This window comes from Streptomyces sp. MJM8645 (assembly GCF_001625365.1).
Classification (GTDB): Bacteria; Actinomycetota; Actinomycetes; order Streptomycetales; family Streptomycetaceae; genus Kitasatospora.
This window is the reverse complement of the sequence record NZ_LJJF01000001.1, coordinates 2,166,856-2,178,840: the sequence shown is the minus strand read 5'-3', so window position 1 is coordinate 2,178,840 and position 11,985 is coordinate 2,166,856. Positions and strand designations below refer to the sequence as shown.

Here is an 11,985-nt window from a genome sequence, read left to right as displayed (position 1 = left end):
GTCCCCTGGTGCCGGCCGGTCGCCCCCCGGCCCTCCCCCGCGGAGGGCCGGCGGCCGTTCTCAGGTCCGCTTGCGGAAGCGGGCGACGGCGAGCGGCGCGAAGATCGCGGTGGTGGCCACCGACCAGATCAGCACGACCATCACCGGGTGGGCCAGCGGCCCCTGGCCGTTGAGCAGGGAGCGGGAGGCGTCGGCGAGCGCCGACAGCGGGTTGACCTTGGTGAAGGCCTGGAGCCAGCCCGGCATGGTGTCGGTCGGCGCGAAGATCGAGCTGCCGAACTGCATCGGCATCAGGACCAGCATGGCCACGCCCTGGACGGCCTGGGCGCTGCGCAGCGCCATGCCCAGCAGCATCGAGACCCAGACGATCGACATGCCGAACACCAGCGACAGGCCGACCGCGGCCACGACCTCCAGCGGACCGGTCTTCACCTCGAAGCCGATGCACATCGCGAAGCCGATCAGGATCACGAAGGAGAGCAGCGCCCGGCAGGTCTCGGCGGCCATCTTGGAGAGCAGGACGGAGGCCCGGCCGATCGGCAGGGTCCGGAAGCGGTCCATCACGCCGGTCTGGAAGTCGCTGTTCAGGCCGGTGCCGACGGCCATCGCGAGGGTGAGGCCGGTCTGCCCGAGCAGGCCGGGGATCATGTACTGCTTGTAGGAGTCCTGGTTGCCGGAGACGGCGCCGCCGAAGACGTAGACGAACAGCACCGTGAAGATGACCGGCATCAGCACGGCGTCGAACATCGACTCCGGGTCGGCCTTGATCCGCATCAGGTTGCGGCGGGTCAGCGCGCCGACGTGGCGGAAGGTGCCGGACAGGCCGATCCGGGAGTCCTCCACCCGGGCGGGGGTGATGGTGGCGGTGGTCATGCGACGGGCTCCTTGGCGAGGCTGGGGACGGCGTCCGCGGTGTCGGCGGGCTTGCCGGTGATGGCGAGGAAGACCTCGTCGAGGCTGGGCACCTTGGTGTCGATGCCGGCTATCGCGAAGCCGCGGCCGCCGAGCACCCCGATGACGGTGGTCAGCTGCTCGTCGTCGGTGATCGGCACGGCGAGCAGGCCGGTGTCGGTGGAGACGGTGGCGCTGGTGATGCCGCGGTCGTGCAGGCAGCGGGCCATCTCGGGCAGCTCGGCCGGGTGGGCGGCGCGGATCTGGAGGGTCTGGCCGCCGACCTTGGCCTTGAGCTCGGCCACGCCGCCGTTGGCGATCACCCGGCCGCGGTCGATGACGGTCAGCTCGTCGGCGAGCTGCTCCGCCTCCTCCATGTACTGGGTGGTGAGCAGCACGGTGCTGCCCTCGGCGACCATCCGCTGGACCTCGTCCCAGACCTCGTTGCGGGTGCGCGGGTCGAGGCCGGTGGTGGGTTCGTCCAGGTAGAGCACCTTGGGGCGGCCGATCATGCTGGCGGCCAGGTCGAGGCGGCGGCGCATGCCGCCGGAGTAGGTCTTGGCGGTCCGCTTGGCGGCCTCGGTGAGCGAGAAGCGCTCCAGCAGTTCGGTGGCCCGGGCCTTGGCCTCGCGGCGGGGGAGGTCGAGCAGCCGGCCGATCAGGTACAGGTTCTCGTACCCGGAGAGGAGTTCGTCGACGGAGGCGTACTGACCGGTGAGGCCGATGGTGCGGCGCAGCTGCTTGGGCTGGCGCAGGACGTCGTAGCCGCCGACGAACGCGGTGCCGGCGTCGGGCTTGATCAGGGTGGAGAGGACCCGGACCAGGGTGGTCTTGCCGGCGCCGTTGGGGCCGAGCACGCCGAGCACGGTGCCCTCGCGGACGGTGAGGTCGACCCCGTCGAGGGCCTTGGTGGTGCCGTAGTGCTTGACGATGCCGCGGACTTCGACGGCGTTGCCCGCGGCGGTCCCCCGGTCGTTCGGGGCGGTGGCGATTCGTGTCATGCCCCCAGGCTGTCCGGCCCGGCTGTCAGCGGGCTGTCATGAGGGGGGCGGGTTCGGCGCTGCGCTGTCAGACCGCTGTCACCGGGGGAGCGGGCACGACAGCGGCCCCGCTCCCCGGGCGGGGGAGCGGGGCCGTCGGGGGCCGTCAGTGGAAGCTGTGCTCCGCCGCCGGGAAGGCGCCGCCGCGGACGTCCTCGGCGAACGCGCGGGCGGCGTCGCCGAGGACGGTCCGCAGGTCGGCGTACTGCTTGACGAACTTGGGCACCCGGCCCGCCGTCATGCCGGCCATGTCGGTCCAGACCAGGACCTGGGCGTCGGTGTCGGGCCCGCCGCCGATGCCGACGGTCGGGATGGTCAGCTGCTCGGTGACCTGGGCGGCCAGCTCGGCCGGCACCGCCTCCAGCACGACCGCGAAGGCGCCCGACTGCTGGACGGCCTTGGCGTCGCGCAGCAGCTGGTGCGCCGCCTCGTCGCCGCGGCCCTGGACGGGGTAGCCGCCGAAGGCGTGCACGGACTGCGGGGTGAGGCCGATGTGCGCCATCACCGGGACGCCGGCCTCGACCAGCAGCTCGATCGAGCGGGCGCTGCGCTCCCCGCCCTCCAGCTTGACCGCGCCGACCCCGGCCTCCTTCATCAGCCGGGCCGCGTTGCGCATGGCCTGCGCGGGGGACTCCTGGTAGGAGCCGAACGGCAGGTCGGCGACGATCATCGCGCGCTTGGTGCCGCGGACGACGGCGGCGGAGAGCATCACCATCTGATCCATGGTCACCGGCACGGTGGTCTCGTAGCCGAGGTGGCAGTTGCCGGCGGAGTCGCCGACCAGCAGGACGGGGATGCCGGCCTCGTCGAACACCCCGGCGGTGAGGGCGTCGTAGGCGGTCAGCATCGACCACTTCTCGCCGCGCTGTTTGGCGGTGGCGAGGTCGCGGACGGTGATGCGGCGGTTGGTGACCCCGCCGTAGAGGGTGGCGGTCGCCGCCTGGTTCTGGGCAGGCGAAGGCGAAGAAGCGTTCATCGAACGGACTCCTGAAGGGTTGTCGTCTCGTGGCGCCGTACGGCGTCCCCGGATCACCTCCATGCTTGCACGCCCCGGCGTGCGCGCAAAGGGGCGTGCAGGCGCGCGGGTGCGATCTGCGGCACACCGGCCGCCGGCCGGCGGGCTTTGCCGCGTTTTTACGAAACGGATTCGTCTCGTATCGAAATGGCCGCTACCCTGGTGCCGGGGGGTTACGAGACGACCATGGCTCGGAATTGCCCGCCAGTGCCACACCACCACGGACGGGAAGACCAATGACCACCGCAGCCGCGCCACCCCGCGTGCCGGAAGCCATCCACCGCCGCCGCTGGGCGATCCTCTGCACCCTGGTGCTCGCCCTGCTCGTCGTCGTCCTCGACAACTCGATCCTCAACGTCGCGATGAAGACCATCGCGACCCCCGCGCCGGTCGGGCTCGGCGCCAGCCAGAGCGACCTGGAGTGGTCGATCAACTCCTACACCCTGGTGTTCGCCGGGCTGCTCTTCACCTCCGGCCTGCTCGGCGACCGCTTCGGCCGCAAGCGCGCGCTGCTCGGCGGCATGGTGGTCTTCGGCATCGCCTCGCTGCTCTCCGCGCTGGCCGCCTCGCCCGGTGAACTCGTCGGCTACCGCGCCCTGATGGGCGTCGGCGCCGCGCTCGCGATGCCCGCCACGCTGGCCATCATCATGAACGTGTTCGAGCGCTCCGAGCAGCCCAAGGCGATCGGCATCTGGGCCGGCGCAGTCGGCCTGGCCATCGCCATCGGCCCGATCACCGGCGGCCTGCTGATCGAGCACTTCTGGTGGGGCTCGGTCTTCCTGGTCAACGTCCCGATCGTGATCGTCGCGGTGATCGCGATGGTCGTCCTGGTGCCCGAGTCCAAGGACCCGAACCCCGGCAAGCTCGACCCGATAGGCGTGCTGCTGTCGATCATCGGCCTGGTCGCGCTGATCTACGGCATCATCAAGGGCGGCGAGCTGGCCGACTTCACCGCCGCCGAGGCCTGGGTGCCGACGCTGATCGGCGTGCTGGCGCTGGCCGCCTTCGTCTGGTTCGAGCGCCGCACCCGCTTCCCCGCGCTGGACGTCACCTGGTTCCGCAACAAGGTGTTCAGCGCCTCCGTCGTGGTCGTCGGCGTGGTCTTCTTCGCGCTGATGGGCGTCTCCTTCTTCGGCGTCTTCTACATCCAGAGCGTGCGCGGCTACAGCGCGCTCCAGGCCGGCCTGCTGATGCTGCCGCTGGCCGTCGCCCAGCTGCTGTTCGCGCCGCGGGCCCGGTTGGTGGTCGACCGCTTCGGCGTCGCCGCCACCGCCGCCGTCGGCATGCTGCTGATCGCGGTCGGCTTCGTCGGCTACACCCTGCTGGGCGTCGACACGCCGATCTGGGTGCTGATCGTGCTCGGCCTGCTGATGGGCACCGGAATGGCGCACGTCATGCCGCCGGTCACCGTCGCGATCATGGCCTCGCTGCCCCGCGAGAAGGCCGGCGCGGGCTCGGCCGTCAACAACACCTTCCGCCAGGTCGGCGGCTCGCTCGGCGTCGCCGTGCTCGGCGCGGTGCTCTCCACCGTCTACCGCGACGGCATGGCCGACACGCTCAACCAGCTGCCCGACGACCTGCGCGGCAAGGCCGGCGAGTCGCTGGAGGCCACCCTGGCCATCGCCGAGCGGATGGGCCCCAAGGGCGCCGCGCTGATCGGCCCGGCCGACGACGCCTTCGTCAGTGCCATGCACGTGGTGGCCTCGCTCTCCGCGGGCATCACGGTGGTCGGCGCGCTGATCGCCTGGTTCCTGCTGCCGCGCCGGTCGGCCGCCCCCGGCGGCCCGGCCGGGAAGGCCGCCGAGCAGCCCGACCAGAGCCGCAAGGCCGTGGCCGCGGACGCCTGACCCGCGATCGCACTGAGCGACAATGGCCCTGTCACCCGGGTGAACCCCCGGGCGGCAGGGCCGAGGTCCAGGACGGCGGCCGCTACCCGGCCCGGTCCACGGACCACCATCGGAACCCGGTCCACGGACCACCATCGGAACCCGGTCCACGGACCACCATCGGAAACGGAACGGCGCCCGTGCGCCACGCGGACAGCGAGGGAGTACAGCGGGGATGAAGACGGACACCCCGGCCGCCGGGGCCGGACAGCCCTGCGCCGCCGTACGCCGCGGCCGCCCGCGCAGCGAGGCCGCCGAGCAGGCCATCTTCGCCGCCGTCGAGGACCTGATGGCCGGCGGCACCGCGCTGTCCGAGCTCACCATCGAGGGCATCGCCGCCGCGGCCGGCGTCGGCAAGGCCACCATCTACCGGCGCTGGCCCAACAAGGAGGCCCTGCTGGTCGACGTGGTCAGCCGGCTGGAAGTCCCGATGCCCGCGCCGACCGACGGCACCGCCCGGGACCACCTGATCGAGATGATCGACTACATGCGCCGGCGCGGCCTCGCCAAGCGCTCCCGCTGGGTGCTCAAGGCCGCCCTCGGCCAGATGCAGAGCCTGCCCGACCTGTACAGCGCGTACCGCGACCGGGTGATCAAGCCCCGCAGGGAGGCGGGGCTCGCCCTGATCCGCCGCGCCATGGACGAGGGCGTGCTGCGGACCGACCTCGACGTCGAGCTGCTCGGCGACATGCTGATGGGCCCGATCCTGTACCGCAGCATCCTCTGGGACGACTCCGACCTGGAGGACCCGGACCTGGCCCGCCGGATGGTCGACTCGCTGCTCGAAGGCCTGGCGCCGCACGCGGCCTCCGGCTCCCGCGGCTGAACGCGCTCCCGCGCCCCGGACCCCGCGCCCCGGTCCCGTACCCGTACCGACCTGCGCCGACCTGCACCGACCCGCGCCCGGCGTGGCATGGCTCACCAAACCGGGCCACGCCGGAACCCGCTCCGACGGCCCCGCGTCTGTCCCGGCATAGGCTGAGCCGGGTATCCGATCAAACCGGCACCAGTCCGGCACCCGCCCGTACCGCACGGGCCGGACACCGGACCGGCGACGGCACGAACAACGGGAGCCACGGATGACGCAGGCGGACAGGACCGACCGGAGCACGGCCGGGCCCTGGGGCGAGGCGGGCGCCCCGGCCCCCGCGGGCCGTCCCGGAGGATTCCTGGGCCTGCGGCACTGGGGCCGGGACGGCCGTGGCGCCACCACCTGGCGGCGCGGCCTGGTCGTCGCGGTGCTGGCCGTGCTCGTCGCCCTGCTGATGGCCCTCCACGCCGACGTCCCCAACAGCGCCGGCAACCTCGGCAGCCTGCTGGAGACCTTCCTGCCCTGGATCGGCCTGGCCGTCCCGGTGCTGCTGGTCCCCGCGCTGCTGCGCCGCTCCGCCACCGCGCTGATCGCGCTGCTGCTGCCCGTCGCGATCTGGCTCAACCTGTTCGGCGGCCTGCTCAGCGACAAGAGCGGCGGCACCGGCGACTGGACGGTGGTCAGCCACAACGTCGCCGCCGCCAACCCCGACGTGCCGGGCACCGTCCGCGGCCTGGTGGCCTCCGGCGCCCAGATCGTCGCCCTCCAGGAACTGGCCGGCAAGCCGCTGCGCGACTACGAGAGCGGGCTCGCCGAGGCGTACCCGTACCACGAGGTGGAGGGGACGGTCGGCCTCTGGTCGAAGTACCCGATCAGCGGAGTCTCGCCGGTGGACCTCAAGATGGGCTGGACCAGGGCGTTCCGGGCCCAGGTCGCCACCCCGCAGGGCCCGGTCGCGGTGTACGTCGCGCACCTGCCGTCGGTGCGGCTGAAGGCCGAGGGCGGCTTCACCGTCGACCAGCGGGACGTCAGCGCGCAGGCGCTCGGCGACGCGATCCAGGCCGAGCCGGTGAAGAAGGTCCTGCTGCTCGGCGATCTCAACGGCACCATGAACGACCGCAGCCTGGCGCCGGTCACCTCGCAGATGCGCTCGGCCCAGGGCGCCGCCGGGGACGGTTTCGGCTTCAGCTGGCCGGCGTCCTTCCCGATGGCCCGGATCGACCAGATCATGAGCAAGGGCGGCCTCGCGCCGGTCGACTCCCGCACCCTGCCCCGGGACGGCAGCGACCACCTCGCGGTGGCCGCCACCTACCGGTTCGGCTAGACGAGTAAGTCCGAAGTCTTGGTCAGTGGTCGTAGGCGATCAGTGATCGGGTGATCGGGGTGCCGGTTCGGCGGTTGTGCCAGATGGCGGTGGTCAGGGCGAGGATTCGTTGGCCGACTCGGGCCAGGACGCCTGCGGGTGTCCTGGCCCCGTGGCGTTCGAGGTCGAGCTGGACCTTGAGGGTGTCGTTGACCGACTCGATGAGCTGGCGGATCGGCTTGAGCAGGTGTTCGCCGGGCCGGGGTTTGAGGTTGCGGTAGCTCGGCCTGAGCAGGGTCAGGCCGAGCTCTGCCAGGAGGGCGTCGAGGTGCTTGGAGACGTAGCCCTTGTCGCCGACGATCGTCTGCCCGGGATGGGTGGCCGGGAGGTCCTGGTCGCGGGTGAGCATGTCGGCCAGCACCTCGCGTTCGTCGGCCTTGGGGTTGGCCAGTGCCCAGGCGATCGGGAGTCCGCCGGGCGTGCAGACCAGGTGCAGCCGCAGGCCCCAGAAGAACCGTGAGTGGGGGGCAGTAGCCGTAGCCGGCCCAGCCGGCCAGGTCGGAGCGTTTGACGGCGGGCCGGGAACGGGCGCATTCGGCGGGTGTGGAGTCGACGACCCACACGTCGTCGTGCCACAGGTCGGTGTCCCGGGCCAGGGCACGGATGAACCGGCTGATCAGTGTGTTCGAGGCCCGCAGTCGTTTGTTGTAGCCGGACTGGCCGGGCAGGTACGGGAACTCGGCCGCCAGGTGGGCGCGGGCGAAGCGGAGCCACCGGGCCTCGGAGACGAAGCCGAGCAGGGCCTGCATCACCGCCAGCGTCAACAACTCGGCATCAGTCAGCCTCGGCGGGCGGCCCGGTCACCGAGTCGCGAGGGCCTTGAGGTTTGTCGTCACAAACGAACCAACGAGGCCCTCGCTTCATGCACTCGGGCACTTCGGACTTACTCGTCTAGCCCGTTACCGCATGCCGTAGGTCTGGCGCGCCGAGCCGCGTCGACGCGATGCAGGACTCGGCGGACGGTGGCTTCGGCCGGGGTGGGGGCGGTCGGATCGCGGAACCGGCCGCCGAGAGCGGTGGTGTTGGTGGGTGGCGCGCCGGCGGCCACTCCTCGATCGCGGCCGGCGACTTCGCCCCGGCCGGCACCGTGCACGCGGCGAGCGCGAGGACAAGGTGGAGGGGACGGCGTCGGCCCCCGGCCCGGCGTGGATCGGACACCGCTGCCAGAGAGTCCAGCAGACCCGGGTGTTCTTCGGGCTCGGGAGGCCGGACAGCGGTGAGCCGGCCCAGGCCGAAAGGGACCTACGACGTTGAGCGGGCAGGCACGGTCTTCCATCGTGGTGATCAAGGACTCGATGCCTTGTGATCACCCGGAAGCCGCGCCTGTCTTCGTTCCACCCCGGTGGCCGAACTTCGTGCCCCCGTCGACCACCTGACCCGGCAGCAGTGCGGACAGATCTCCTGGACGACGTTGCCCTGGTGTCCCACCCGATGCGAAGCGTGTGGGATGGCTTGATCCAGCGGCCTCATGGGCAGATTCTCGCCATTTCCACCGCAAGCCGCTCACCCTGCGTGTGGACGGCCGATGGTCCGTCATGTCAAGGGTGCCGAGTGCGTCTTGGTTTGCCCGAGCAAAGGCGGACAGGGATGCCCTCGACGGGTCACTTGCTGTAATTACTCGGTCAAGCCCTTGTAAACATTTAGCCTTTGTGCTTCGACCACCAACCCTGGAGGATCAACCACGCGGTCAGTCGGGCCATGCCTGACGCGGCCGAAAACAGATCGAGGCTCCGACGCTGGAACGTCGGAGCCTCGTCCTCGCCACGCTCCCAAGGGAAAAGGAAGAAAACACATGGCGAAGCTCAGCAACCCCATGGCACGGGTCCGCTCCATCGCGCCCAAGACGGCTGCCGTCGTAGGCGTTTCAGCGCTCGCGCTTCTTGGGTTCATGCCGGCGGCGCAGGCGTCGTCCGGCACGAGCAGCACCGTGCTCGGATGCTACTCCACGTGGGGTAACACGGGAACCAGTGCGCACTGCTTCAACGTCACCCTGGGCGGCAGGTTCCAGAACTTCGCCGCGTGCAACGTCGAGGCCGACAAGTATGCGTACATCAGCCTCCAGCAGGGCTCCACCGCCTCCGACTGGGGCCAGCTGAACTGCACTTGGAAGATCGACTACTCCTCGGTCTCCTACCTCGGCTGAGTTCCGACGTAGGTTCTGAGTGATCGTGGCATACCTTGCATGCCACCTGTGGCCGGGTGCTGGCGTCCCGTCGACGCCGGTACCCGGCTTGGACCGATGAGAGGCGACACGTGCAGGCCGTAGTGAAGGCATCCGGGCTGGGTCAGGGATACAGTCGGAAGCGGGTGCTATCGGAGATGGACCTCCAGGTCAACGCCGGGGTCCTCGGCCTCCTGGGACCGAACGGGGCGGGCAAGACGACACTGCTCCGCACGCTCGCGACCATTGTTCCCCCTGCTGAGGGAACCCTGGAGATCTGCGGGCAGCAGATCACGTCCGAGCGGACCGCGCGGGCAGCACGTCGGAACATCGGCTACCTGCCGCAGGAGTTCGGCTACTACCCGGCCTACTCGGTCTACGATTTTGTACGTTACTGCGCCTGGCTTCGAGAAGTCCCGCCCCGTGAGGCTCGTTCGGCGTCCCTGCAGGCCATCGAGGCCGTCGGGCTCGCGGATCGCGCCGGGACGAAGATGAAGTCGCTCTCCGGCGGGATGCTCCGCCGCGCCGGAATCGCGTCGGCCCTGGTGGGCTCTCCCAAGCTGCTGCTTCTCGACGAACCCACCGTCGGCCTGGATCCGGCGCAGCGACTCGAATTCCGGCAGATGATCCGCGGCCTGGAGGGCATGGCGGTGATCCTCAGCACCCACTTGGTCGAGGATGTGGCTGCGATCTGCGACGTGGTTGCGGTCCTGGCCGACGGCCGGTTCGTCTTCCGTGGGTCACCCACCGAGTTGATCAGCAAGGCCGCTCCGGGGGCAGTCGGGGACAGTCCGCTGGAGCGCGGCTACATGCACGTCCTCAATGGCCGAGGGGCGGCTGTCTGATGGGCGTTTTCTGGTTGGAAGTTCGTCGTTCGCCGCTTCGCTGGTGGTTCCCGTTCCTGGTGGCGGTGGACCTGGCGGTTCTCTTCGGCCGAGCCCGTTGGTGGATCGGCGTTTGGCCGCAGGCGAGTGTCGCGGCTCAGATCCCGGCGTTCTACTTCGGGCCCGCGCTGGCAGCGGTATCTGCCTGGACGGCGGGCCGCACTGCCAGGCACGGGCTGATCGACCAGCTGGGCGCTTCCGCGCGTCCGCGCTGGCAAGCGGAGTGTGTGCAGTTGGCGGTAACCCTCGGCTACGGGATCCTGGTCTATCTGGTCGGTGCGGTTGTAGCGGCGGCAGTGAGTTCCCCCTCTGCTGGACCGGGGTTTCTGTGGCCCGGCTATCTCCTGCTGGGGCTGAGCCTGCTGGTCATCTGTAGTGCGATCGGGCACCTGGTCGGATCGTGGGCGCGGTCGCAGATCCTCGCGCCGGTTCTGACCGGGGTGGGATGCCTGGCCGCGATCACCCTGCTCGGTGCGGACAGCGGGTTCTTCGCACTGGTCGGAGAGCCTTTCATGTCCGTTCAGGCCGTGCCCATCTTGCTTCGGATTCTCTTCAGCCTGGCGGTGGCGTCCGCGGCGGTGATGGTATCCAGGTCCTCGGTCCCGGGCTTCCGACAGAAGCAGAAGGCGATGCGGACGCTGCAGGTTCTCGGCACACTGGTGGCCGTCATGGTCGCCGGTTTCGCCGTCGCCGCCGCCGGGCCGCTCACGTCACCCAGGACACCACCGAAGGCTGCCACCTGTTCGGACACCCAGCCCCGTATCTGCCTGTGGCCCGAGGACCGGAAGTACACGTCCCAGGCGGATGCGATGGCCAGGAATCTTGCCGCCTTGCCCGCCGGCCTGTTCGTCATGCCTCCGGTGTTCTACGAGCGGGGACTGCGTCCGGGTCAGCAGCTCCAGGACTTCTACATCAACGAGGGATCGATGTGGGAAGCGGCCGAAGGCATTTCGATCAACATCGTCACGGCGACTGTTCCGCCCGGCTGCCAGCCCGCGACCCCAGCCGCGGCGCAGAAGTACTTCACCGCTGCGTTTGAGCTCGCGACCTGGCTCAGCGTCCGGATGACAGGAGGCGGGCAGCCGGCGAGCGTCCACGGTGGCCCCCCCGGAGTGGATCGGGCCGCAGTCACTGCGGTCGCCACGCAACCGGAGTCCGTGCAGACGGAGTGGGTTCGTGACCGCCTTTCCACCGTTCGGAACACCGACTGTGGCTGAGCGCTTCGACATGATCTGGCGATATCTGCGACTGCACCGTCTAGAGGTGGTCTGCCTCGGTCTCCTCGCCACCTGCACCACCAGCGTGGTAGTGGGATCGCTGGTAGCGGTGCTTCCATCCGGCGGCCCCAGCGGGACGGTCTCGATCCCGCTCCGCAGCTATGTCCCGCTGACATCGGCCGTTATCGCTGTTAGCAGTCGGCACAGTGCCATGGCAGACATGGAAGCGGCCGGATCGCGCAGGCTGAGGCGTTCCGAGCTGCTCCACACTGGCTCGGTGGCGGCACTCACGGTCGTACTCACCGGCGTTACGGAGCTGTTCGTCTCCACTCCGGAAGTGGCCGTGGTCCTTTCCCGCGCTGCTGTTATCTGGGTCGGCCTGGCTGTGCTGTCGGGGCGGCTCTTCGGATGGTTGCTCTCCTGGGTGCTGCCGGTCATCACCCTGTTTCCACTGACCTACCTGGCCGAGGACGAGAACGGCGGTGATCGCTGGTGGGACTGGACCCAGCAGGAGGCGACAAGCTGGCCGTGCTGGGCACTGGCCGGGGTAAGCATGCTGATTGCCGTGTGCGCGATGGCGGCGACCTCGTGGCGAACTACCGCACTCGCCGGACGAGTCCGAGGACACCGGTACCGAGGCTGAACAGGGCCGGGGACTGGCGCGCCGGCTGGTGCCTCGATGTCAGATCGGCTCCGCTTCAAGAGGTGTAGGACGTC

Annotated in this window: 10 protein-coding genes and 1 pseudogene; 7 read left to right on the top strand and 4 right to left on the bottom strand. The window is 70.2% G+C overall.

What is annotated here, in order from left to right; translation table 11 throughout:
- Nucleotides 1-60: 60 nt before the first annotated feature.
- The 3 genes from A6F73_RS09275 to panB all read right to left on the bottom strand — a co-directional run bounded on the left by A6F73_RS09275 (nucleotide 61) and on the right by panB (nucleotide 2,907).
- Nucleotides 61-873 carry an ABC transporter permease gene (locus A6F73_RS09275; RefSeq protein WP_063347354.1) on the bottom strand — a complete coding sequence of 271 codons (813 nt, stop codon included), beginning with the start codon at nucleotides 871-873 and terminating at the stop codon, nucleotides 61-63.
- Nucleotides 870-1,892, bottom strand: a complete 1,023-nt coding sequence (locus tag A6F73_RS09270) for an ATP-binding cassette domain-containing protein (RefSeq protein ID WP_063347353.1) — start codon at nucleotides 1,890-1,892, stop codon at nucleotides 870-872. The genes A6F73_RS09275 and A6F73_RS09270 overlap by 4 nt, the downstream gene beginning before the upstream one ends.
- Before the next feature lie 145 nt (nucleotides 1,893-2,037).
- On the bottom strand, nucleotides 2,038-2,907 hold the full coding sequence (panB, locus tag A6F73_RS09265; protein WP_063347352.1) for a 3-methyl-2-oxobutanoate hydroxymethyltransferase: 870 nt from the start codon (nucleotides 2,905-2,907) through the stop codon (nucleotides 2,038-2,040).
- Between the two features lie 275 nt (nucleotides 2,908-3,182).
- Here panB and A6F73_RS09260 point away from each other — a divergent pair, with 275 nt between their 5' ends.
- The 3 genes from A6F73_RS09260 (at nucleotide 3,183) to A6F73_RS09250 (ending at nucleotide 6,967) form a co-directional block, all read left to right on the top strand.
- Nucleotides 3,183-4,793, top strand: a complete 1,611-nt coding sequence (locus A6F73_RS09260) for an MFS transporter (RefSeq protein WP_063347351.1) — start codon at nucleotides 3,183-3,185, stop codon at nucleotides 4,791-4,793.
- A gap of 214 nt (nucleotides 4,794-5,007) precedes the next feature.
- Entirely contained in the window at nucleotides 5,008-5,658 is a 651-nt protein-coding gene (locus A6F73_RS09255) for a TetR/AcrR family transcriptional regulator (RefSeq protein WP_063347350.1), read from the top strand.
- Nucleotides 5,659-6,097: 439 nt separating this feature from the next.
- The gene (locus A6F73_RS09250) at nucleotides 6,098-6,967 is read left to right on the top strand and encodes an endonuclease/exonuclease/phosphatase family protein (RefSeq protein ID WP_244293605.1); all 870 of its coding nucleotides are present in this window, start codon (nucleotides 6,098-6,100) and stop codon (nucleotides 6,965-6,967) included.
- Nucleotides 6,968-6,989: 22 nt separating this feature from the next.
- Here A6F73_RS09250 and A6F73_RS09245 read toward each other — a convergent pair.
- A pseudogene (locus tag A6F73_RS09245) lies at nucleotides 6,990-7,803 on the bottom strand (IS982 family transposase); the annotation flags it as partial.
- 995 nt (nucleotides 7,804-8,798) lie between these two features.
- On the opposite strand from A6F73_RS09245, the gene A6F73_RS09240 reads away from it, so the two are divergent.
- The 4 genes from A6F73_RS09240 (at nucleotide 8,799) to A6F73_RS09225 (ending at nucleotide 11,911) form a co-directional block, all read left to right on the top strand.
- Complete coding sequence (locus A6F73_RS09240; protein WP_063347349.1) at nucleotides 8,799-9,149, top strand: hypothetical protein; 351 nt, start codon at nucleotides 8,799-8,801, stop codon at nucleotides 9,147-9,149.
- 176 nt (nucleotides 9,150-9,325) lie between these two features.
- On the top strand, nucleotides 9,326-10,012 hold the full coding sequence (locus A6F73_RS09235; RefSeq protein ID WP_063351064.1) for an ATP-binding cassette domain-containing protein: 687 nt from the start codon (nucleotides 9,326-9,328) through the stop codon (nucleotides 10,010-10,012).
- Nucleotides 10,012-11,268, top strand: a complete 1,257-nt coding sequence (locus tag A6F73_RS09230; RefSeq protein ID WP_063347348.1) for an ABC transporter permease — start codon at nucleotides 10,012-10,014, stop codon at nucleotides 11,266-11,268. Before A6F73_RS09235 ends, A6F73_RS09230 begins: the two co-directional genes overlap by 1 nt.
- Nucleotides 11,261-11,911 carry a hypothetical protein gene (locus A6F73_RS09225; RefSeq protein ID WP_063347347.1) on the top strand — a complete coding sequence of 217 codons (651 nt, stop codon included), beginning with the start codon at nucleotides 11,261-11,263 and terminating at the stop codon, nucleotides 11,909-11,911. Before A6F73_RS09230 ends, A6F73_RS09225 begins: the two co-directional genes overlap by 8 nt.
- The last annotated feature ends 74 nt before the right edge of the window (nucleotides 11,912-11,985 follow it).